23 protein-coding genes are annotated in these 22,981 nt (G+C 46.0%); 17 read left to right on the top strand and 6 right to left on the bottom strand.

The window, feature by feature from the left end; translation table 11 throughout:
* Nucleotides 1–35: 35 nt before the first annotated feature.
* From ACZ5NB_RS10365 to ACZ5NB_RS10345, 5 genes are all read right to left on the bottom strand, one after another.
* Nucleotides 36–1,283 (bottom strand): NAD(P)/FAD-dependent oxidoreductase, encoded by a 1,248-nt coding sequence (locus ACZ5NB_RS10365; RefSeq protein ID WP_460233541.1) that lies wholly within the window; start codon nt 1,281–1,283, stop codon nt 36–38.
* Nucleotides 1,284–1,412: 129 nt separating this feature from the next.
* Nucleotides 1,413–2,408 (bottom strand): aldo/keto reductase, encoded by a 996-nt coding sequence (locus tag ACZ5NB_RS10360; protein ID WP_460233540.1) that lies wholly within the window; start codon nt 2,406–2,408, stop codon nt 1,413–1,415.
* Between the two features lie 49 nt (nt 2,409–2,457).
* Nucleotides 2,458–3,411, bottom strand: coding sequence for a Gfo/Idh/MocA family oxidoreductase (locus ACZ5NB_RS10355; protein WP_460233539.1), 954 nt, complete (start codon nt 3,409–3,411; stop codon nt 2,458–2,460).
* Between the two features lie 50 nt (nt 3,412–3,461).
* Nucleotides 3,462–4,382: an NAD(P)-dependent oxidoreductase gene (locus tag ACZ5NB_RS10350; protein WP_460233538.1), complete on the bottom strand. Its 921-nt coding sequence runs from the start codon at nt 4,380–4,382 to the stop codon at nt 3,462–3,464.
* A gap of 137 nt (nt 4,383–4,519) precedes the next feature.
* A complete protein-coding gene (locus ACZ5NB_RS10345; RefSeq protein ID WP_460233537.1) occupies nt 4,520–5,728 on the bottom strand; it encodes a LysR family transcriptional regulator in 1,209 nt (402 codons plus the stop codon).
* Nucleotides 5,729–5,990: 262 nt separating this feature from the next.
* Between ACZ5NB_RS10345 and ACZ5NB_RS10340 the strand changes: the two genes are divergently transcribed.
* The 6 genes from ACZ5NB_RS10340 to ACZ5NB_RS10315 all read left to right on the top strand — a co-directional run bounded on the left by ACZ5NB_RS10340 (nt 5,991) and on the right by ACZ5NB_RS10315 (nt 11,367).
* Entirely contained in the window at nt 5,991–7,001 is a 1,011-nt protein-coding gene (locus ACZ5NB_RS10340; RefSeq protein ID WP_460233536.1) for an amidohydrolase family protein, read from the top strand.
* 334 nt (nt 7,002–7,335) lie between these two features.
* Nucleotides 7,336–8,013: a 4-carboxy-4-hydroxy-2-oxoadipate aldolase/oxaloacetate decarboxylase gene (locus tag ACZ5NB_RS10335; RefSeq protein ID WP_460233535.1), complete on the top strand. Its 678-nt coding sequence runs from the start codon at nt 7,336–7,338 to the stop codon at nt 8,011–8,013.
* On the top strand, nt 8,006–9,112 hold the full coding sequence (locus ACZ5NB_RS10330; RefSeq protein ID WP_460233534.1) for a 4-oxalomesaconate tautomerase: 1,107 nt from the start codon (nt 8,006–8,008) through the stop codon (nt 9,110–9,112). Before ACZ5NB_RS10335 ends, ACZ5NB_RS10330 begins: the two co-directional genes overlap by 8 nt.
* 111 nt (nt 9,113–9,223) lie before the next feature.
* Nucleotides 9,224–10,093: an amidohydrolase family protein gene (locus tag ACZ5NB_RS10325; RefSeq protein ID WP_464107538.1), complete on the top strand. Its 870-nt coding sequence runs from the start codon at nt 9,224–9,226 to the stop codon at nt 10,091–10,093.
* A 21-nt stretch (nt 10,094–10,114) separates the two neighbouring features.
* The gene (locus tag ACZ5NB_RS10320; RefSeq protein ID WP_464107537.1) at nt 10,115–10,471 is read left to right on the top strand and encodes a protocatechuate 4,5-dioxygenase subunit alpha; all 357 of its coding nucleotides are present in this window, start codon (nt 10,115–10,117) and stop codon (nt 10,469–10,471) included.
* A gap of 56 nt (nt 10,472–10,527) precedes the next feature.
* Complete coding sequence (locus tag ACZ5NB_RS10315) at nt 10,528–11,367, top strand: class III extradiol dioxygenase family protein (protein ID WP_464107536.1); 840 nt, start codon at nt 10,528–10,530, stop codon at nt 11,365–11,367.
* A gap of 78 nt (nt 11,368–11,445) precedes the next feature.
* Here ACZ5NB_RS10315 and ACZ5NB_RS10310 read toward each other — a convergent pair whose 3' ends face one another.
* Nucleotides 11,446–12,456, bottom strand: coding sequence for an integron integrase (locus ACZ5NB_RS10310; protein WP_464107535.1), 1,011 nt, complete (start codon nt 12,454–12,456; stop codon nt 11,446–11,448).
* A 131-nt stretch (nt 12,457–12,587) separates the two neighbouring features.
* Here ACZ5NB_RS10310 and ACZ5NB_RS10305 point away from each other — a divergent pair, with 131 nt between their 5' ends.
* The 11 genes from ACZ5NB_RS10305 to ACZ5NB_RS10255 all read left to right on the top strand — a co-directional run bounded on the left by ACZ5NB_RS10305 (nt 12,588) and on the right by ACZ5NB_RS10255 (nt 22,972).
* The gene (locus ACZ5NB_RS10305) at nt 12,588–12,956 is read left to right on the top strand and encodes a hypothetical protein (protein WP_464107534.1); all 369 of its coding nucleotides are present in this window, start codon (nt 12,588–12,590) and stop codon (nt 12,954–12,956) included.
* A gap of 168 nt (nt 12,957–13,124) precedes the next feature.
* Nucleotides 13,125–13,562, top strand: a complete 438-nt coding sequence (locus ACZ5NB_RS10300; RefSeq protein WP_464107533.1) for a hypothetical protein — start codon at nt 13,125–13,127, stop codon at nt 13,560–13,562.
* Between the two features lie 92 nt (nt 13,563–13,654).
* Nucleotides 13,655–14,095, top strand: coding sequence for a hypothetical protein (locus ACZ5NB_RS10295; RefSeq protein ID WP_464107532.1), 441 nt, complete (start codon nt 13,655–13,657; stop codon nt 14,093–14,095).
* 130 nt (nt 14,096–14,225) lie between these two features.
* Nucleotides 14,226–15,560: a hypothetical protein gene (locus ACZ5NB_RS10290; RefSeq protein ID WP_464107531.1), complete on the top strand. Its 1,335-nt coding sequence runs from the start codon at nt 14,226–14,228 to the stop codon at nt 15,558–15,560.
* A 102-nt stretch (nt 15,561–15,662) separates the two neighbouring features.
* The gene (locus tag ACZ5NB_RS10285) at nt 15,663–15,986 is read left to right on the top strand and encodes a hypothetical protein (protein WP_464107530.1); all 324 of its coding nucleotides are present in this window, start codon (nt 15,663–15,665) and stop codon (nt 15,984–15,986) included.
* Between the two features lie 558 nt (nt 15,987–16,544).
* Nucleotides 16,545–17,798 (top strand): group II intron reverse transcriptase/maturase, encoded by a 1,254-nt coding sequence (gene ltrA, locus ACZ5NB_RS10280; RefSeq protein WP_460234519.1) that lies wholly within the window; start codon nt 16,545–16,547, stop codon nt 17,796–17,798.
* Nucleotides 17,799–17,893: 95 nt separating this feature from the next.
* Nucleotides 17,894–18,217 carry a hypothetical protein gene (locus ACZ5NB_RS10275; RefSeq protein ID WP_464107529.1) on the top strand — a complete coding sequence of 108 codons (324 nt, stop codon included), beginning with the start codon at nt 17,894–17,896 and terminating at the stop codon, nt 18,215–18,217.
* Between the two features lie 561 nt (nt 18,218–18,778).
* Nucleotides 18,779–20,032: a group II intron reverse transcriptase/maturase gene (gene ltrA / locus ACZ5NB_RS10270; RefSeq protein ID WP_460234519.1), complete on the top strand. Its 1,254-nt coding sequence runs from the start codon at nt 18,779–18,781 to the stop codon at nt 20,030–20,032.
* 315 nt (nt 20,033–20,347) lie between these two features.
* A complete protein-coding gene (locus tag ACZ5NB_RS10265; protein WP_464107528.1) occupies nt 20,348–21,067 on the top strand; it encodes a hypothetical protein in 720 nt (239 codons plus the stop codon).
* 188 nt (nt 21,068–21,255) lie between these two features.
* Complete coding sequence (locus ACZ5NB_RS10260; protein WP_464107527.1) at nt 21,256–21,606, top strand: hypothetical protein; 351 nt, start codon at nt 21,256–21,258, stop codon at nt 21,604–21,606.
* 217 nt (nt 21,607–21,823) lie between these two features.
* Nucleotides 21,824–22,972 carry a hypothetical protein gene (locus tag ACZ5NB_RS10255; protein WP_464107526.1) on the top strand — a complete coding sequence of 383 codons (1,149 nt, stop codon included), beginning with the start codon at nt 21,824–21,826 and terminating at the stop codon, nt 22,970–22,972.
* Nucleotides 22,973–22,981: the final 9 nt, after the last annotated feature.

Raw genomic sequence — 22,981 nt, 5'->3', positions numbered from 1 at the left:
TCCTCCGCTACCGAGGAGGAATGACGGTTGCGCGCCTAGCTCAAAGGCGTGTCGTCATCCGCGAGGGTAGTTTTATTTATTATTGTTTTGTCAGTTAGCCAACGTTTAGCGAACATGAAATCTTTTGGCCGGTTAATGCAGTCGGCTGCAATGAGTTTGTCATCCGAAAAATAGAACACCGAGAAACTTGGTTTCTCGTCTTTTACCACCTGCGAACTCCCACGAACGACGATGTCGGTATACCCAGCACTAATGCCCGCAATTTGTAATTTGCAATCGTATTGATCGGACCAAAACCAGGGTAAAGCGTGGTACGGCTTTTCTGTATTGCACAGAGAGGCTGCCGCTGTTTTCGCTTGTTCAGTGGCATTGGGCACCGACTCAAGTCGGAGTGAACCAAATGTGTCGTTATGAAAACGCGTGCAGTCACCAGCAGCGACCACATCGGCATTGGATGTGTGCATTAAATTATCAACCACAATACCATTTTCTTGTTTTAACTGAAGTTGATCCGCGAGTTCGCCATTGACTTGAACACCTATTCCGACGATAACAAAATCGGCGTCAATCTTTGATCCATCACTGAGTACAACGGCCTCGACTCTATCACCGTGTTCGGTAAATCCGTTGACATGGCATTCGGTTCTAATAACAACGCCGTGTGCCTGATGTAGATCGTTGTAAAATTTGCCGATTTCAGGTGCAGCAACGCGAGATAACAGTTGCGGCATTGCCTCCAGAACAGTCATTTGATGACCCATTGCATTGAGCATTGCAGCGGTCTCTAGACCTATATAGCCGCCACCGACAATGACACCGTTCAAGATTTTTTTATTGCTTTGTACTGTTTCTAAATCGCTACGTATTTTTTCGACATCACTTAAGGTCCGGAGATAATGTATGCCCGCAAGTTCGGATCCGGGAATGGACAAGTGGCGAGGGTGTGCGCCCGTGCACAAGGCAATTTTGTCGTACTGAAGTGTTTTTTCTTCACCGTCTTTTACGTACGTAAGAGACTTATTGTCTCCGTCGATATGCGTAACGCGGCTATTTAGCAAAACCTCGACTTGTTGCTTTTCGTAGAGTGCTTCTGGGCGAATATAAAGTTCTTCGACGCTTTTAGCACCGGATAAAAAACTTTTAGATAGCGGTGGTCGTTGATAGGGGAGAACGTTTTCTTCACCCATTAATAGGATGGGGCCTTCCCAACCTTCTTGACGTAAGCTAAGTGCTAGTTGCGATCCGGCGTGACTGGCGCCAATGACAATGCAGGTCTTCGACATAATTTTCTCTTGAGTGTATTTTTTTAATCAATATTTTTATTGTTGTCGCAATTGTAGTCGCTATTTTTGTATCTGCTCAGATGTTCGCTGCGACTGCTGAGCTAGTGTCCCTGAGTGAATATGTGGTTGTTAAAACTCTTCTGAATCAATCTCCGCATAAACAGGCTCTGGGTAACGTTTGCCCTTAATTATTTGCTCACTGATGAGGCTGTCTAGATGTTGGAGTTGTTCGCTTGATAGCGCAATATCTGTGGCGGCAAAATTTTCTTCTAAATGGTTGATACTGGTAGTCCCTGGTATTGGGATAACGTGTTCCCCTTGATGCAATAGCCAGGCGAGCGCGAGTTGAGCACGCGTGTGCCCCTGCGATTTTGCAAAGTCCGAGAAACGTTCGGCTATTTGCAGGTTGTGCGAATGATTGTCAGTTTGAAAGCGCGGCATCTTTCCACGGATATCGCTTGCTTCAAAATCACTTGGAATCGGTGGCTTGTCAGTCAAAAAACCTCGGCCAACGGGAGAAAAAGCCACAAGTGCAATACCCATTGTTCGGCAGGCCTCTAACATGGCAATGTGCGGGTTACGCGTCCATAACGAAAATTCGTTTTGTACGGCAGTAACCGGGTGAACGTTATGCGCTTTTTTAAGCGTGTCGACGGATACTTCCGATAAGCCAATGGACCGAATTTTGCCTTCTTGAACCAGGTCGGATAACGCGCCGACACTGTCTTCAATAGGTACGTTTTTATCCCAGCGATGTAAATAATATAAGTCGATTACTTCGGTATTGAGTCGACGCAAGCTGTCTTCGCAGGTTTTCTTTATGACGTCGGGACGCCCGTTGATTTCTCTTACACCATCGGCATTTCTAAATAACCCGCATTTACTCGCCAGTACAAATTGGTGACGTCGCCCTTTCAGTGCCGAACCTAGCAGTTCTTCGTTGGCTCCAAATCCATAGAGTGCAGCCGTGTCGAGTAGGTTATAGCCGACATCGAGCGCATGGTTAAGTAAATGACTTGCAGCGTCTTTGTTAGGTGTGGTGCCATAGGCATGGGACAGCGACATGCACCCTAAGCCAATGGCATTAACTTGAAATAAACCGAGTGTGCGTTGTAGTGCGTTCATGCGACTCCTGAATATTATTTATTCTTGATTCACAACGCACCACATGATGTTACGATGCGTTATCAAGCAATTTTTCTAAGCCATCAAGTGTTTCCATGGCCGGTAAACATTGCGCGACGCTTGAGTTAGGTTCTCTGCCTTCTTGTATTGCCGCGATAAATTCTCTGTCTTGCAATTCAATACCATTGTTAGACACAGCGACTCCGGTAAGATCCACGGGGTTCTCGTTCCCATCAACCAAATCATCATAGCGAGCGATGTAGGTCCCATTATCGCAAATGTAGCGGAAGAAAGTACCAAATGGCCCTTCATTGTTAAACGAGAGGGATAGGGTACATAGTGCACCGCTGGGTACCTTCATCCCGATACTCATATCCATTGCGATGCCGAGTTGCGGGTGAATCGGGCCTTGCATGGCTTGTAGCTGAGAGGCTTGCTGGCCTGTTTGGTATTGGAACAAGTCTACGGTATGACACGCATGATGCCAAAGCAGATGATCTGTCCACGAGCGCGCTTCGCCTTTGGCGTTAGTATTGGTGCGCCGGAAAAAGTAAGTCTGGACATCCATTTGCTGCACTGTCAGCTCACCAGCCTGGATCTTATTGTGAATCCACTGATGGCTGGGATTGAAGCGACGTGTATGGCCAGCCATGGCGACTAAACCTGTGCGCTGTTGGGTTTCAACGAGTTTACGTGAGTCTTCAATGTTATCCGCCATTGGGATTTCAACCATGACGTGCTTGCCTGCCTCTAGACATTGAATGGCTTGCGAAGCGTGCATTTGCGTTGGGGTTGCTAAAATAACGCCATCGACATCGTCACGGGCTAAACTCTCGGCAAGGTCAGTGGTGGCGTGGCCGATACCGCGTTCAGCCGCGAGGGCCGCAATTTTATCCGGTTTAGTACCGACTAGCGAGGTGACGGAAACGCCGTCAATAGCGGCCAAGGCATCTAAGTGTTTTATTCCAAAAGCTCCCATGGCTCCTGCGACACAAAGCTTCATATCTATCCCCCTAATTATGGATTTTTGTTGTGAATGTAAGCGGCTAGTCTTTAAGAAGAAGCCTGCTGCTCTAGCTGTGACAGCACGTTGTCGGCAAGCGGGCCGTAGTCGTTGTCCGTCGCAGTCAACTTAAGCGAGCCGATTGATGACTGCCACTGGCTACATGCCAGTGCCATGCCGTTATAAAGTCCCAACTCTTGCAGCGTGGCGGCGACTTCGCGCATCTCTTGAGCGCGTCGTTCACCGTGTAACATCATCCGCTCAAGGTTATAGGCGCTGCGTTGGCGCCATGCTGTGTCGGGAAACGTATGCTGTAACGAGTCTAAAACCGTTTCGTCGACGCCGGCCTTTCGCGCTGCCAAAACACATTCTGCGGTGAGTGCTTCCATTCCTTTTACCATGACACTGCGTATCATTTTTATCGCTGAAGATTGCCCAACTTGGGTGCCATTGGACGTGGCATTCATCCGCAGCGAATTGAGTAGTGCCGACGCTAGTTCAATCTGATTACCGCTGACGAGCATGGGCGTTTGGTGCCGTTGAGGATAAACAGGGGACATGATGGCCAAGTCGAAATAATGGGCTCCCGCACCTTCGATAAGCTGGGCGTTGTGCTGTTTGGTCCCAGGTGAGCAGGAATTACCATCAAAATATAGAGTTTCAGGTTTGATCACTTGAGCAGCGGCTTTTGCCGCATCTGTGGCTTGGTCGGCCGTCACAAGCGAAAACACAGCGTGGCAATTGGTCAGCGCTGTGTCGACGCTTTCACAGCCGATAACGTCGCAAGCCGCCATATCAGCCAATTTTGCATCGCGGGTCAACTGTGAGTCGGTTTTGCAATCGTAGGCTTGAATCTGGCAGTCGTCAGAAAGAAGGTTTTCGTCCTCACGCCAACCATTTGTGATTGCCATAGCCGCTTCGCCAAAGCCAATGAACGATACATTAATGGTTGCTGCTGAGGAATCTGTCATGGTCACACGGTCGATATTCGGAGTGGCTACTACTGCGTAATTAGCAAGTCAGACTAACATTCAAGTTTTGCGTGAGGTAATAAGTTCTGGCAGGCCGCTATTCAAATTTTGAATAGCTTACTGGGGTTGATAATGATTTAGGGTTGCTCTGCAAATATGCCATCGATAAATCGTTGTTGTGACCGAGTTGCGTGCCAGTTGCTGCGCATGGTGACGCCAATAGGGCGTTGCGTATGCGACAGATCGAAATTAATCGGCCGCAACAATTGTAGTGATTCTTCCCGCGGGAATTGGTCTTTTGACGTGATAGCTAACCTGTCACTCCCCAATAATACCTCGCGAACTAAGACCTGTGAGCTTGACTCTATGCAGTCTTGAGGCGCCTCAAGCCCTTGATCGGTGAACAGCTTTGAAAATACCTCTCGTGTTGGCGTCCCTGGGCGGGGCACAAGCCAGTCGTAGCGCTGGAGATCTTCAAGTGTGACGTCAGCCTTTTGGTGGAGTGGGTGATCTTTTCGGGCAAAGATACCCAATGGTGGCCGGTATAGCTCGTGCTGTTCAATATCGTCACTGGGGGCTGGATAGCGCAGCGCACCGATTAAGATGTCGATATCCCCAGAGCGCAGGTGGCTGAGTAAATCTTCATACGGCCCGTCGATGATATTGATCCGAAAACCAGGGTTGTTCGCGGTAAAATGATTGATTGCGTTGGGTAGCAGCTTGGTGCGCGCGAGCGGCATGCTGCCGACAACGATGAGGCCAGTTTCTCTGTTGTGAAGCGCCTCAAGCTCTTGTTGCGCTTGGGTGATTTCATTGAAGGCAAGTTTTGCGGCTCTCGCAAGTGCTAGCGCCGCTTTGGTGGGCGTGATGCCTACTTGGCTTTTTTCAAACAGGGTAATTTGCAGCAGGTTTTCAAGCTCGCGGGCAGCGCGGTGAATGGATGATTGAGAAATCCCTAGTTGTCGTCCTGCTAAGCTAAAATTGCGTACCTCGGTCACAGAAATAAGTGCCCGCAGCTGGGTAGTGGTGAGTAGTTGAATGATTCGATCAGCGGGTGGTGTATCGCGGTTCGCGCCTAGTCGACACACTTCTTTCGCGCCTTCAAAAAGGATGGAGAGGCAGCGCTCTACCCGGTGCATATACACCTCGCCACCCTCGGTGGGGTACATCCCCGTGGATTGGCGATTGAACAGCACCGTCTCCAGTTGCTCCTCTAACTTATTAATCGCCTGGGTAATGGCTGGTTGCGATAAAAATACTTTAGCGGACGCTTTGCTAATACTTTTGTGCAGCGCAACTTGGTGCGCGACACGCAGGTGTCTAATGTTGGGTAAAGGCTTGTCCATAGTGGGTTCTTCCAGCCTCTTGATATCGAGGTCGTTGTGCAGCGTGCGTGGAGTCGTTGGCTGACAGGTCGTTTCGCATTTTTATTGTATTCGCCGTTATTAAAATCTTATCGTTTGGCATGGGGCTATTCTGGCAGAATTTCGCGCCAAGTTTTAGAGTGCTATAGCAAAATTTAATATGAATCTGGGCAAATTGGAATGGTCTGCTTCGGCTTTTGTCGTGATACTTGATCAAAAATAACGATTCAGCATAGGAAGTTTCATGATTATCGACTGTCACGGGCATTATACGACTACGCCACCCCAGGTAGGGGAGTACCGCGACGCTCAAAAAGCGGCGGTCGCCAAAGACCCAAAATTTGTTGGCGAGAAAGGCACTATCGTAATTAGTGATGATGAAATCCGTGAAAGTATCGAAAACAACCAGTTACGTCTGCAAAAAGAACGCGGTACCGACCTCACTATCTTTTCTCCCCGCGCTAGCTGGATGGGCCATCATATTGGTAATGAACACACCAGCCAGTTTTGGACCGAGCATCAAAATGAATTAATTCGTCGTGTCTGTGACCTGTTTCCTGAAAACTTCACACCGGTTGCACAGCTGCCTCAATCACCAGGCGTCGATCCTGCGAAGTCAGTGCCCGAGTTAGAACGCTGTGTCACGGAAATGGGGTTTATTGGTTGTAACCTGAACCCAGACCCCAGTGGCGGACATTGGCAAGATATGTCGTTGGCTGATAAAGCCTTTTATCCCATTTATGAAAAAATGTGTGAGCTCGATGTCCCGGCCATGGTGCACGTCAGTGCCTCATGCAACGACTGTTTTCATACCACGGGTTCTCATTACCTCGGTGCGGATACCACAGGGTTTCAGCAACTAGTGATGTCTGATGTCTTTAAAGATTTTCCAACCTTAAAAATTATCATTCCCCATGGCGGAGGCGCGGTACCTTACCATTGGGGGCGTTACCGTGGTTTATTGCAAGACCAAGGTTACCCGCCCATTGAAGAGGCGGCACTTAAGAATATTTACTTTGATACGTGTGTTTATCACCAGCGTGGTATTGACCTATTACTGGATATTGTACCGGTTGAAAACATTTTATTCGCTTCAGAAATGATTGGTGCAGTACGCGGAATCGATCCAGAAACGGGCCATTATTTCGATGATACCAAACGCTATATCGATGCAAATACCGTGTTATCAGACGAAGACAAACAAAAAATATTTGAACATAACGCACGACGTGTATTTAGTCGTCTCGTCATTTGATCAGTGACGAAATACATCCATACATCAAATCACCTTTAAATCAGACATACGCTAAATCGTATCAAACGAGTAGGTTGTGTACTTCCTATTGCTATTGACCGGGGGCCCTGGTGTAGATGGATGCTGATTGTAGGGCTCACAGAGTTTGCTATGGCTCTGAGGCACTTCGTTACTACCCTGTTGACGAAGATAGCAGTAGGAAGTACACAGCCTACTTCATTACTTCACTTTATAGGTGAGGTATTCTTTTGTCCTATCTTTTTGTACATTGAAGCATTAATCGCAGATTACGCGTATTACACGCTCAACATTGAGAAACGCAGTAGGAATTCTTATGAACAATCATGTGGTCGTACAAAATATTCAACGTGCCGAGCAATCCATAATTGATGGCTTGGCAACTTGCGGTGTGGCAACCATTCACGAGGCCCAAGGGCGAAAAGGGCTGTTAGCGGATTACATGCGGCCGATTTATCCGGATGTCTGCGTGGCAGGGTCTGCTATCACTATTTCCGGAGCGGCCGGCGATAACTGGATGATGCACGTTGCGATTGAACAGGCAAAAGCAGGGGATATGCTGGTGTTCGCGCCGACATCACCGTCTAATCACGGTTTTTTTGGTGACTTACTGGCTACCTCTGCGCAAGCGCGTGGCGTCGTTGGTTTAATTATTGAGGGTGGCGTTCGCGATACACGGGACTTAAAACAAATGAATTTTCCTGTGTGGTCAAAGCATGTGTTTGCGCAAGGCACGATTAAAGAAACCTTGGGCTCCGTCAATGTCCCGATTGTCTGTGCAGAAGAAGTTGTGAACCCCGGCGATATTATCGTTGCTGATGATGATGGTGTTGTTGTTGTGCGACGTGAAGAAGCACAAGCCGTGCTGGAGGCATCACAAAAGCGTATGGCCGTAGAAGAAGAAAAACGTGTTCGTTTGGCCAAAGGTGAACTAGGTTTAGACATGTATAACATGCGCTCACGATTGGCCGAAAAAGGTTTGAAGTATGTCTAACGGCGCACCGGGTTTAGGTGCAGTAGAGAATACTAGCGACCTCGATGGCGTTCGCTGTATGTGGATGCGAGGCGGTACATCAAAAGGCGGGTATTTTTTGCGAGAGGATTTACCAGACTCGATACCAGAGCGAGACGCCTGTCTACTGCGCGTCATGGGCTCGCCAGACATCCGCCAGATCGATGGAATGGGTGGCGCTGATCCGTTAACGTCCAAAGTGGCGGTCGTTAAACGAAGTGAGCGTGAAGGTATCGACGTCGACTATCTTTTTCTACAGGTGGTGGTTGATCAGGCGATCGTGACCGATGCGCAAAATTGCGGGAACATTTTGGCGGGTGTTGGCCCATTTGCTATCGAAAGAGGGTTAGTGTCCGCACAAGAGGGCAATACCACCGTCTCGATCTATATGGAAAACACTGGCCAAGTTGCGCATGCCAAAGTGGCAACGCAAAACGGAAATGTTATTTACAACGGTGGCACGGCGATTGATGGTGTCCCAGGCAGTGCTAGTGAAATAGCGATTGAATTTATCGATACAGCCGGTTCAAGTTGTGGTGCGTTATTGCCCACCGGAAATACAGTCGATGTCGTTGATGGGGTAGAGGTTACGTGCATCGACAATGGTATGCCGGTGGTGGTTATGCGTGCGGCGGATATGGGTATAACGGGCAATGAAACCCGTGAAGAACTTGAAGCCAATCAATCACTGCGTGACAAATTAGAATCAATACGCTTACACGTTGGGCCGATGATGAATCTCGGTGACGTCACCGAAAAAACCGTTCCCAAAATGTCCATGGTTAGCGAACCTACGCAAGGTGGCGCAATTTCGACACGCACGTTTATTCCGCATCGATGTCATGCATCGATAGGTGTGCTAGGCGCTGTGAGTGTCGCGACTGCCTGTTGCCTCACGGGTTCTCCGGCGGCAGCGCTCACGGTTTTACCTAGCGGACAGTCAAAAAAATTGGCATTGGATGTGGAGCATCCCTCAGGTTTTATGGGTGTCGCGTTAGAAAAAAATGACGAAAACGCTATCGTAAGCGCTGCGATTATTCGCACGGCGCGAAAGTTATTTGATGGTTACGTGTTTGTTTAACCTGTTACAAAACGTTTTATCAAAAACGACTATGTGAGAGCTAGTCATTCGACTGTTAAAAATAGACAGGCAATAGTTAGACCACTAGAAACTAAACAGCCAGGAACATTTATGGATCCCGATTACTTACCGTTTCACGCATCTCCAAAAAAACCTGACTATCAAGCGCCAGAGGGCGCCATCGATGCCCATTGTCATGTGTTTGGCCCAGCTGAGCAATTTCCGTATTCGCCAAAACGAAAATACACACCGTGTGATGCATCGAAAGCTCAATTGTTTGCGTTACGGGATCATCTTGGTTTTTCCAGAAATGTTATCGTTCAAGCGTCCTGCCATGGGACCAATAACGATGCCTTAGTCGATGCGCTCAATACGGCCGGTGATTTAGCGCGCGGCGTGGCCGTGGTCTCTCCCGATGTGAGTGACGACGAGCTACAAGCAATGGACCAAGCCGGTGTTCGCGCTGTGCGTTTTAATTTTCTCAAGCGATTAGTAGACGACACTCCGAGAGACGTTTTTTTAAATATTGCCAAACGCATTAAATCGTTAGGCTGGCATATCGTTGTTTATTTCGAGGCGCCTGATATGGAAGGGCTCATCCCATTTTTTGAAGAACTCGATACCACTATTGTGGTCGATCATATGGGGCGGCCCGATGTGACAAAAGGTGTGGAGCACGAGGACTTTAAAAAGTTTATTCAATTATTGGAGCGTTTTCCCAATATGTGGACCAAAGTGAGTTGTCCAGAGCGTTTAACCCAGCAACCACCGGACTATTCCGATGTCGTCCCATTTGCACGCACGTTGGTAGAAAAGTTTCCAGACCGGGTTTTGTGGGGAACCGATTGGCCTCATCCCAACATGAAATCTCATACACCAGATGATGGTGCTTTGGTCGATGTGATCCCACACATAGCACCAACGGAAGAGTTACAACGTAAGCTATTAATTGATAATCCCATGAAACTTTACTGGGCCTAGTTAAAACAGCAGGTAGTCGTGATGAGTTATTTAGATGAAAAAAGAAACATACCAGGCACCATTTTATTCGACGGTAAAATGGCGCGTAAGGGCTATGGGCTGAATAAATTGTGTTATTCGTTGAATGACGCCGACGGCCGGGAAGCTTTCGCTGCAGACGAACAGGCATGTTGTGATAAGTACGGTTTAACCGAAGAACAAAAGAAAGCAATCGCTGATAGAGATGTGCTTAAACTACTTGAGCTCGGCGGTAGTATTTATTACCTCGCAAAATTTGCTGGCTACATCGGACTTAACGTGCAAGACATCGGCGCACAACAAACCGGTATGACTGTAGAGGAATTTAAGGCCAAGCTCGTCGAGCAGGGGCAAAGCTGACTAGAAGCCAACATAAACAGCGGCCAAAAACTAAACACAGTATAAAGAGATTATTCATGGCGAAAATTATTGGCGGTATCACGACCTCACATATTCCCGCAATTGGCCGGGCAATCGAAGGCAACCTTCAGCAAGACCCGTATTGGAAACCTTTCTTTGATGGTTACCCACCCATTAGAGAATGGTTGAACGAAAAGCAACCCGATGTCGCGGTCATTTTTTACAATGATCATGGTCTAGAATTTTTTATCGATAAAAAACCAACGTTTGCCATTGGTGCGGCGGCTGAGTACCACAACGCCGACGAAGGGTGGGGCATAAAACCTATTCCGCCAATCAAGGGACATGAAGATTTGTCATGGCATATTTGTAACCAACTGGTAGATAACGAATTCGATATTACCATATGCCAAGAAATGCGAGTGGATCATGGTTTAACGGTGCCCATGCAGCTTATGTGGCCAGGTTACAAATATGACCATATGAAAGTGATTCCAGTGTGTCTTAATGTAGAGCAACACCCGATGCCATCGCCAAAGCGATGTTTTGATCTGGGTAAAGCGATCGGCAAAGCGATTGAGTCATATGATGAAGACCTTAAAGTGGTTGTGCTTGGTACGGGTGGTTTATCCCATCAACTTGATGGCGAAAGAGCTGGGATAATTAATAAGAAGTTTGATATCGAGTGTATGGATAAAATCGTGAATCAACCCGAGGAGCTGACCAAATACTCGATTTTGGATCTAGTCGAAATTGCCGGTGCACAAGGTCCAGAGCTAATTATGTGGTTAGGTATGCGAGGCGTACTAACGGGTAACGTCAAAGAATTACATCGTAACTATCACGCGCCGATTTCAAATACAGGCGCCGGTACAATGTTGCTGGAAAATAGTTAGCGTATTCAATATTACGCGTATATCGAAAAAGGCAGCCAAATCGGCTGCCTTTTTGTTATGGAACGGATACAGGTAATACTAATCGTCATCAACAGGGCTTGTGACCCAATTTCCTATCTCATCAAGCACATGTAAGTAAATCTGCGTTGTGCTGATATCGCTATGCCCCATCAATTGCTGAATTTTATGCAGGTCAAAACCTTTGTAAAGCAAGCGCGTCGCAAAGGAATGACGAAATGTATGACTACTTGCCTGCTTATGTATTTTCGCTTTGCGAATCGCGTCGTGAATGTGCCTTTGAACCGTATAGCGATGAATGTGGTGGCGGCGCTCGACACCAGCGCGAGGGTCTACAGGCAAGACTTGCGAGGGAAAAACATATTGCCAGGCTAATTCTCGGCCGTAATTAGGGTATTTTCTTGCCAAGGCATTGGGTAAATAGACTGGGTTGACGCCATTGTGAATGTCGTCCTCTAATAGTTTTTCGACCGTACCGATTTGAACCTTAAGCTCATCCACCGCCAACTTTGGAAGCAGGGTTGTTCGATCTTTATTGCCTTTGCCATTTCGAATGACAATGTAACCTTGCTCAAAATCAATGTCTTTAACACGCAGCCGAATAGCTTCAGAAATACGCAAGCCGGAGCCGTACATCAATTGGGCCATTAACTTGCTAGGATATTTCAATTCAGCAATTACTCGCTTCGCTTCTTCATGAGAAAAGACCGTGGGTATTCGGGGTGGTTTCTTAGCGTACCGAAACCCAATGTCTCCTAATGGCTGCTTTAAAAACTGATTATATAAATAAGCCAATGCGTTTAACGCGGTTTTCTGAGTGCTTGATGAAACATTTCGTTGTGTTGCCAAAAAAGTTAGGAAGTCCCGAACAGCAGCTGTACCCAGTGTAGTAGGGTGCGCTTTACCTGAATAATTGATAAAGAAGCGTGCCCAGTAAACGTAGGTTTTCTCAGTGCTGTAACTTTTCCCGTCTGTTCGCATATACAGCCGGAATTGATCTAGAAAACGAGTCGGTTTAGACGGGAGTGCTGGCGGTATATCCTCTACCGGCAAAGTGATTGAATAGTCCATTATTACAAATCCTTGATGCGTATTTTTGATATGAATTGAGTGATCTATAAAAGTCGCCTGTGATTAAGTTGTTCGGATACTGTATATTAATACATGTTAAGGTTTCAAGTGCTAGCTTCAAGGAGGATGCAATGAAAGTAGCAAAAACGATATTGCCAGGCCAAATGGGTTCCCAGCAGCATAGTGAGCGCTGGGGAAAGAGTTTAGTTTGCGTGCGCTACAGAGATGACACGACGAAAAAGAAGAGGTATACAACGGTTGAAATCATTGTTGAAGAAAGAGCACTAGTAGGTGCCCTAAAGCGCGTTGTGACGAAGGAAAAGCTTAAGCCTCATGACAGGGTTGGCGTCAAAATCAACTTTGTCGAAACTGAGCTTCGCGCGAAGGTGAAGAGGGCAGGAGGTGTGTGGCTCAAGGGCGAAAAGCTATGGGTGCTCCAGCGCGCACAAGCGATCTTGCTAGGATTGAATGATCGCATAGTTGATCTGCGCGATATATGAATTAAAGAACATGGTTATATATAGGCATATATGGTTACATGTAGACATACAATGGCTATATATAGGAACATATGTTCATATATGCACATACATGGCTATATACGACCATGTTCTTGAATAAACTGTTAAGTTTCAAACCAAATCGCGCTTCGTAAAGAAGCTATAAATATGACGAAAGAAAAAGGGCTAAAGGACGACAAGTACTTCGAGTGGCTTTATTCAAGCAAGATGAGAATAAAGCGCAGAGTGCTAAAAATGGAAAGGGTAACTGCGAGGCGACTCTCACAGATCATAAATTTGTCAAAGTCACTTCATGATCAGCGTTTGCAATCTGATCTTGAGTGGCTTCTTACATGGAAACTGAAAACAGGTTGTTGTGCTGAATTCATGTGGTGTGATGGCGTTCAACTACAAGAAATATCTATCATTAATAAAAATACAGTCATATTAAAAGCTTTGGCCTGGCTTGGTCCAGAGAGCAGTGATGAATTATTGGAAGTTCCAATGGAAGGTAAAATGGAGCTAAAGGCCATAGGTAAGCAATTCAGGTCATATTGCTTTAACATAAACTATAAAGGAGTTGAAATTGTTGCCAAAAAAACTTAACAAGGCCATTAAATTCGCTCCCTTCGGTCGCCGGACGCTCGCAAGCTCGCGCCGTTTATGGCGGAGTTAGATTTCAATCGAAAGGGTGTTCGATGTATAGAATAATTTTCTTGTCTTTAGTTTCTACTTTAAGTATTTCTGTCTTTGCTGGAGATGACTTTAATCGTGAGTCTGCGCTCCAGTCTTTCAAGTCTGAATGCCAGCTAGAGCTCGCTTTAGCTATGGGCTTGGCTAGTGAAAAGGCGGACGGGAAGTCAAAAAAGGAATTGATGAAAGTCGCAACAAAATCAAAGAGTCCAAAGGTAATGACTCAGATGGTGGGAGAGCTGTTTTCAGTCCCAGAGTTGAGCGGGCCAACTTACATGTTTTATAGATTTGAAAGCTGTCTCGTAGCAAATGCTCAAGGAAAGCGGGCGGTTGAATTTGCTAATGTCCATACTCAACTTGAGGCGTGTGATGTTAAAAAGTTTGAAATGGAAGATTTGGTTGAGTGTATAGATACTGTTCTACTGACTGAGAACAAAAAAATCTAACAAATAGCTCCACCTGACAATTTTTGCTACGCTCGTTTTTGTGTATGTCGCGTAGCTCCATTTTACACAAAAAACGCTCTCCGCAAAAATTTGCAGGTGAGCTAGGCGTTAAATTTATCAGGAAGAATCAATGGAAGCCGAATTGAGTGACCTAGAAAAAATAAAAAACCTAGTGTTCTCATTTTTCTGTGAGTCGTCGGACTTCAATGGAATTGCGCTTAGAAATATCTCAGAGCGACTTGGTTTGGACTACAAAGACTCTATTGACAGAGTCAAAGAGCTTGTGAAGGACGGGGTTGTTTCAATTCAATCTAGTACTAATCCTCATATTATAGGCTTCACTCATCATGCTGCTGACTCCCAGTTAGCCATTCTTGAACAAGCTAAAGATATAGGTGTATCTAAGAAACTCTTTGGGAATATCGAGTTTGTTACAGAAAACACCGAATATCCGATATGTGTGTACCCAAGCAAGGAGTATTTAGAAGAAAACCGTGATTTAAGCGAGTTTGGCTATGCAAAATACACATCTGCTCTGGCGTTAGCCGAACCTCAGTTGAGCTTCAGGTTTTTTGAAACTGATGTGTTGGAACGCTATTCAAATGACCCTCGATTTGATTTTGAATTTCATGATTTTAGTGGCAGCATTTCGTGTAAGTACGATGAGTCTGGTAAGGCTATTCTCCGAGAAGAAGATCAAATATTTTTAAAGTCATTTGGGCTAGGATTCGATTCCAATTCGAATAGGATTATAGCGGTCATACTAGGTGATTTAGGCCGTTTATCCCCAGAGCATCAAGTCTATTGGAACACTAAGGAACTCCCTGCTTCGGAGTGTAAAGTTTTAACTGACTATTACGACAATATCATTCGGGGAAATTGGATCACCGCTAGGTCAGTATTCTATGCTTTGATTGATGAGATCAATGCCATTTACAAACTGACTTTATCAATTTTTGGTGTTCCTCTATTTCGTAAAGAGTTAGATGGAGATCACAGGCCGAAGAATTTTACATTTTTCTTCTCGCCAACCACTAAGAACTATTACGATTTCATAAATTTACTAGACAAGTACGTATCAGAGAACATAAATAAATCCTTCTTCGAGGGAAAGCTTGATTTAGAGGAAAGGAAGCCCATAGATAATGATACTTTTGAACGTATTCAAAAAGGCACTCTTAGGCTGCTGGAAGAATGGCTCACTGCGGTATTTAGGTACGCAGATGATTCTATTCCCAAAGAAATTATGAAGCCTTTAAAAAAGGTCAGGAAGGAGAGGCAAAGCCCGGCGCACAAAGTTATTGATAATACTTATGACCCTTCACTTGTTGCGCTTCAAAAAGACGTTATGGAGGGATGCTATTTGTCACTAGGCAGCATTAGAAGAAACATCCAAACTCATCCTAAAGCAAAAGATGTAGAGTTGGACGATAGTTTAGATAAAGACAATGTTAAGTACTTCTAATCTGGTGCGGCCAAAATTTAACAAGCGCATGTTGTCGGACTGGTTTTCCGCTGCGCTCCAAACCAGCCGCAAATGCGGGCGTTATGCATTTTGAGTAATGAGATGTACTGGAAAATATTTACCGATGCGAATACTGCCGAGAAAGCCAAAAAGGTTTTGCGCACAGTTACGGATATATTAGATTTTGATTGTAATGTAGAAAAAGTTGAGCCCTATGACAAAGGCGGCTTCGTATGTACGTTCAGCTGTGTAAGCGAGGCAACAAACTGGTCTGAGTCGGTACTCGTTGCTATATCTGAAGCGCAGAAAGTTGGCCGTGGTTGGATGTTGTCTGGCAATATCAAGCAAGAGCTAGATGCCTGGTCCAATGATTCATCAGTGTCTGGCGTTAAAAATATGCATTTAGTTTTGGTTAACAATGCATAACAAGTTGGTGTTAGCGCCTTCGGCTGGGACGCCGCAAAAAACGCGGCGCCCCAAACCAAAGCGTGTGTGCCAGGCATGGCATTTAACTAGAGAGGTGCAAGTCCTCTTACCAGGTATTCGCAGAGCCGAAGGTTAGCCAAAGGGCAAGGTTATTATCGCGAGGTAATGGCTGAAGGAAGCCCAAGGCAAAATCGCGGGGCGATGAACAAGAACCTAATATGAGGTGTGACGTAAGCGAGGCGAGTGGGCACGTGACCACAAAGCCTTCCATCTGCAAACGGCTTACGTTTTATAAATTAGGCGTCTACGCGATGAAAGTTAAATGTCTTACCCTGGGAGATCTGTTGCGTGTTGAAGGAACAACTGACGGCTAAGCAATTAACCGTGATCGCGTAACAGAAGTCAGCAAAGTGCATAGTACACGAGACTCGTCCGTGGAAGGCACGCACCAATCAGGTTCAACTACATTGAGGAAGACGTCACCGACAGCATTTGTTTAGCGAAAAAAAAAATCGCCTTTGGGAAACCACTGAATGAACGGTGAGCTGGAAAATCGATATGGCTGAACCCAATCAAATCTCCTTGTTAATGCAGCGTATTGTAGAAAGGACCAACCTACAACGCGCGTTAAAACAAGTCCGACGCAATAAAGGCGCCCCCGGTGTTGACGGCATGACGGTGGAAGGTTTACCGAAATACCTAAAACAACACTGGCTGCAACTACGCGAGCAACTGATTGCGGGACGCTACAAACCGCAACCTGTTAAACGCGTAGAAATTCCCAAAGCCAACGGCAAGATGCGTAAACTCGGCATACCCACGGTGGTCGACCGATTTATACAGCAAGCCATCGCGCAAGTACTCAGTGAGCACTGGGAAACAGTTTTCCACCCTAGCAGCTTTGGGTTTCGCCCTAACAAATCAGCGCACCAAGCGATCCGTCATGTGCAGCACTTCGCGCGAGACGGCTATCGCATTGTCGTTGATTTAGATCTGGCGAGCTTCTTTGATGAAGTGAATCATGATCGTTTAATGGCGACACTTAAACGCACACACCCAGAATGCGATGTATTGCGGCTAATTAACCGCTACCTTAAAGCGCCGGTGCAACTTAACGACCAGCGAATAACATCGACAAAAGGTGTGCCACAAGGTGGGCCGCTATCCCCACTGCTCGCGAATATCGTGCTGAACGAACTGGATTGGGAATTAGACAAGCGGCAGCTACGATTCGCACGCTATGCTGACGACTGCCAAATACTGGTGGGCAGTTATCGGGCCGGTGAGCGAGTCATGGCCAGTCTAACGCGCTTTATCGAAAAGACACTCAAGCTCAAAGTGAATCACGAGAAAAGTGCAGTGGCGGCGGTACACAAACGAGGCTTCCTGGGATTTACATTGGCCCGCAAAGATAAGCGAATAAAAGTCAGTGATAAATCACTTTCAAAACTTAAAGCCACCGTGCGTACCGTTACCCGTCGAACACGAGGCCGTTCGTTCAACTACATCCTAGAAGAGTTAAAGAAAAGCCTGCTTGGTTGGAAAGCGTACTTCGACATCAGCGAAGTTCTGAGCCCTCTGAAAGATGCAGACAAATGGATTCGACGTAAATTGCGATGTTATCTTTGGAAACAGTGGGGTAGATCGGGCTATCGGCGCTTAAGGCATTTAGGTGTCGATAGGTTCTTGGCTTGGAATACAGCCAAATCGGCCCACGGCCCTTGGCGTCTAAGTAAAAGCCCAGCGCTTTACTCCGCCCTTCCAAATAGATACTTTAGGAGCTTGGGGCTGCCTGAATTGGCAGCAAGGTGAAATTGATGATTTGAACCGCCGTGGTACGTGACCCGTATGCCCGGTGGTGTGGGAGGAGAGGCATCGTGAGGTGCCTCCCTATCCCGATTAAATATATGATTTCGATAACCTTTGTATCAATGACTATAGTTCCCGCCGTTTTTGTTGTAGGTGGACTTGTTTGCTGGTGGTTCACCAAAGAGATTTCTGCGCTTATATTCTCACTTGGTTTTATACCTACCTTTATAGGGGTATTACAGTTTTGGTGGGGGCCGGCTAGTTTTGCGAATTTTAGTAGCGAAGTTCAAATTCCTGATGAAAGTTACATGGAGCTAGCTACTTTGCTCGCCTATATATCGAGTTTTGGTAGTTTAGTCTCTGCATGTGCATTCTTAGTGTTTGCATGGAAATTTACAAAATATGCAAAGCATAATATTTAACAAGGCGTGGTTGTCGCCTTCGGCTGGGACTGCTGCGCTTACGCTCCGCAGCCCCAACACTTGGCGTGTGTGCCAGGCATGGCATTTAACTAGAGAGGTGCAAGTCCTCTTACCAGGTATTCGCAGAGCCGAAGGTTAGCCAAAGGGCAAGGTTATTATCGCGAGGTAATGGCTGAAGGAAGCCCAAGGCAAAATCGCGGGGCGATGAACAAGAACCTAATATGAGGTGTGACGTAAGCGAGGCGAGTGGGCACGTGACCACAAAGCCTTCCATCTGCAAACGGCTTACGTTTTATAAATTAGGCGTCTACGCGATGAAAGTTAAATGTCTTACCCTGGGAGATCTGTTGCGTGTTGAAGGAACAACTGACGGCTAAGCAATTAACCGTGATCGCGTAACAGAAGTCAGCAAAGTGCATAGTACACGAGACTCGTCCGTGGAAGGCACGCACCAATCAGGTTCAACTACATTGAGGAAGACGTCACCGACAGCATTTGTTTAGCGAAAAAAAAAATCGCCTTTGGGAAACCACTGAATGAACGGTGAGCTGGAAAATCGATATGGCTGAACCCAATCAAATCTCCTTGTTAATGCAGCGTATTGTAGAAAGGACCAACCTACAACGCGCGTTAAAACAAGTCCGACGCAATAAAGGCGCCCCCGGTGTTGACGGCATGACGGTGGAAGGTTTACCGAAATACCTAAAACAACACTGGCTGCAACTACGCGAGCAACTGATTGCGGGACGCTACAAACCGCAACCTGTTAAACGCGTAGAAATTCCCAAAGCCAACGGCAAGATGCGTAAACTCGGCATACCCACGGTGGTCGACCGATTTATACAGCAAGCCATCGCGCAAGTACTCAGTGAGCACTGGGAAACAGTTTTCCACCCTAGCAGCTTTGGGTTTCGCCCTAACAAATCAGCGCACCAAGCGATCCGTCATGTGCAGCACTTCGCGCGAGACGGCTATCGCATTGTCGTTGATTTAGATCTGGCGAGCTTCTTTGATGAAGTGAATCATGATCGTTTAATGGCGACACTTAAACGCACACACCCAGAATGCGATGTATTGCGGCTAATTAACCGCTACCTTAAAGCGCCGGTGCAACTTAACGACCAGCGAATAACATCGACAAAAGGTGTGCCACAAGGTGGGCCGCTATCCCCACTGCTCGCGAATATCGTGCTGAACGAACTGGATTGGGAATTAGACAAGCGGCAGCTACGATTCGCACGCTATGCTGACGACTGCCAAATACTGGTGGGCAGTTATCGGGCCGGTGAGCGAGTCATGGCCAGTCTAACGCGCTTTATCGAAAAGACACTCAAGCTCAAAGTGAATCACGAGAAAAGTGCAGTGGCGGCGGTACACAAACGAGGCTTCCTGGGATTTACATTGGCCCGCAAAGATAAGCGAATAAAAGTCAGTGATAAATCACTTTCAAAACTTAAAGCCACCGTGCGTACCGTTACCCGTCGAACACGAGGCCGTTCGTTCAACTACATCCTAGAAGAGTTAAAGAAAAGCCTGCTTGGTTGGAAAGCGTACTTCGACATCAGCGAAGTTCTGAGCCCTCTGAAAGATGCAGACAAATGGATTCGACGTAAATTGCGATGTTATCTTTGGAAACAGTGGGGTAGATCGGGCTATCGGCGCTTAAGGCATTTAGGTGTCGATAGGTTCTTGGCTTGGAATACAGCCAAATCGGCCCACGGCCCTTGGCGTCTAAGTAAAAGCCCAGCGCTTTACTCCGCCCTTCCAAATAGATACTTTAGGAGCTTGGGGCTGCCTGAATTGGCAGCAAGGTGAAATTGATGATTTGAACCGCCGTGGTACGTGACCCGTATGCCCGGTGGTGTGGGAGGAGAGGCATCGTGAGGTGCCTCCCTATCCCGATTAGAGGCCCGAGTGCCCCACAACTTGTAGACACCTTTGTATAGTTATATAAACCTATATGGAGGTGCTTTATGGCACGTAAAAGAAACCCCGCATACACCGAAGATTTCCGTCGTGAGGCGGTCAATGATATAAGGGCCAAGGCTGTAAATAAAAATTGTATAAGCTCATTCTTTTAATAGTATGATTCGATATTAATGTATAACTAATGAGGTGGGATGAAACATAATGCAGGTAAGCGAACGAATTTCAAAGTCTTTTACTATCGTATCAACATATATATCTTTAATATTATTACTATCTATGACTGGATGCGCATCTTTTGAACACACCGTCGCAATTGATAAAATTAAAAGCGGAGACACTGCCATAGCAGGTAAATTCCATTATAGGTTAATTACGTATTACGACGGAAAACTAATTGAAGATAAAAATATTCCCTTTGATGATGCTACTTTTGCCATTAAGGCTTTTAAGACTATTGACGACATTCCACATAAGTACTTTGGGTATGCAGGTGTCACTAGAATACATGTAGATGATTCTGGCCAGTTCCTTATACCCCTAAAACCTAATCGTTACTATCTAGTTGATACTAATGTTAATAATATATCCGGTTACCGTCAGGCAGAATACACAACCGGCGGAAATGCAAAAGGTACTTTGCAAATTGAAGTCAATCCAAACGTGATTAACTATATAGGCGATATATACTATGTTGAAGAAATAGAATATTTTCGGGATAAAAATAATGATGGGTTTATTGAAGAGTCGGAATTCAAAAGTGTTTTAACAACATTTACCGAGATATGTGAAAAATGTGAAAAATTTAGTTCGAAGGGTTGGTGGGAAACACGTAGTGTATTAGTAGAAGACGAATTTGGTCAGTATGTACATAAAAATCGATCTACAAGAAGCATTGCTAAGTTTGTTTCATTTGGTGAATAAATGCAGGGGCGTAAAATAAACAAGGTTCTATTACCTATCTTGACAAGTTTAGCGCATAACAAATCAATACAGACGGGCAAACATCCGCTCCGACAAAATTGTGGTCGCTACGCTTGTACTACATCCGGCACAGGTTGCCGCTGATTGAGGTGTTATTTTTTATGTAGCTCTCCAAGACTTGAGAAAATATGAAGTACCTTCTAATAATTCTGGCAATAGCCATCGGTTCCTATCAGCTTTGGTTGAAGTATGGAGACGGAGGCAAAGATCCTTTGTATGATGAACCATACGTCGCGGTCTATGGCAGAGATTCATGCAGTGTTACTCAGAAAATGCTTGCTGAGCTCCGAGATGCCGGGATTAAATATGAGTATTTTATTGTTGATGACGAAGCAACGGCCGATAAGCTGCACTCGAGAATGGAAGCTGCTGACCTATCGACTAGAAGATATAATCTACCGGTAGTTGATACAAATGGATCAATTGTCGTCAGACCAACATTAGACGATGTGATTTCAACCTACAATGCTGGGCTATAACGCACCATTAAAGTCCCTGCGAGATCTCACTCGCTAATGCTACACCTCAACCATCTAGATTCGCGCAAGGAGAAAGAGCTTGCTGCTAATGTTCTAGAGCGCACTTTACAACGGGGACTTTCACTTCCACTTGGTGAAGTCGCCTTATTAGCTACTGCGTTTTCATCTATTGATGGTATAGCAGGGAAGTCACGCGAGGTATAAAGAGTTTTCTCAAATGAAATTATTAAACTTTAGAGCCGTACTCTGTCTTTTATCGCTCCTGTGTTTGATAGGATGCGGAGGCGGCTCGTCAGGCAGTCAATCCTCTCCACCAGTAGTCAATCCTCCGGCAACACGTTCGTTTTCTATGGGGTTTACGCCTTGGTTATACGAGGCATCTGTTGCAGCACAAGATCTAACCTATACCCGTTTAGCCGCCCATGGAGACATGGTTAAACACCACTTGCTTGGCGGTGTACCGTGGCAGGAGGCGCTGGATCAGACCCCGTATCACCCAAACCTTGAAGCTGAGGTTCAAAACCGTATCGCGAGGACTAGCGCCAGCACGGCAGTGTTTTTGGCGATTGATTCGCTTAACTCGGAGCGTTCTGGCTTAGCGCTTGACCGGGGTGAATTCGATAATATGCCGTTACAAGGTGAATGGGCGACGCGTAGTTGGAGTTCTCCAGAGGTAATCGACGCCTATATTAATTATGCATCGAATATGATCGATCGATTTCAACCGCGTTATTTTGAGTACGGTACTGAGATTAGCGAGCTTATTCTGAATGATTTTTCTAGTTATACAGAGTATTTAATTTTTGCTGAAACCGTTTATGGGCGTTTAAAAGCGACTTATCCTGATCTCAATATAATGGTCTCCGTTGCATTGAAAACACCCGGGAGTAGTGAAATGCAACTCATAGAAGATAACATCGCCGCTGTGCTTGAGTTTTCCGATGTGGTGGGGCTGAGTGTCTATCCGTATGTGTTTTTTAGTCATGGCGATCGCGGGAACCCTGAAAACTTGCCCGCAAATTGGCTCACGCAAGCGAATGAATTTTCTGCCGGTAAACCCATCGCTATTTCCGAAACAGGCTGGATCGGGGAGAGCTTGGAGATTACTGATTTTAACTATTCCGCCGAAAGTAACGAAAGCTATCAGAACAACTATCTGTCGATGTTATTAGCGGATGCAAATAATTTAAACGCTTCCATTGTTATATGGTGGGCGACGACCGATTATGACACCTTGTGGGTTGATACCTTAGCGCAAGATCCAATCGCGAAGATATGGAAAGACATTGGTTTATATGATGAGAATCAGCTATCGCGTTTAGCACTTGGTACTTGGGATGATTGGTTAGCGCGAGAGGTGGACTAAAAATATCGA

The organism is Aurantivibrio plasticivorans (genome assembly GCF_055392955.1).
The sequence above is the reverse complement of the archived record's forward strand: the minus strand, read 5'-3'. Positions and strand labels throughout refer to the sequence as shown.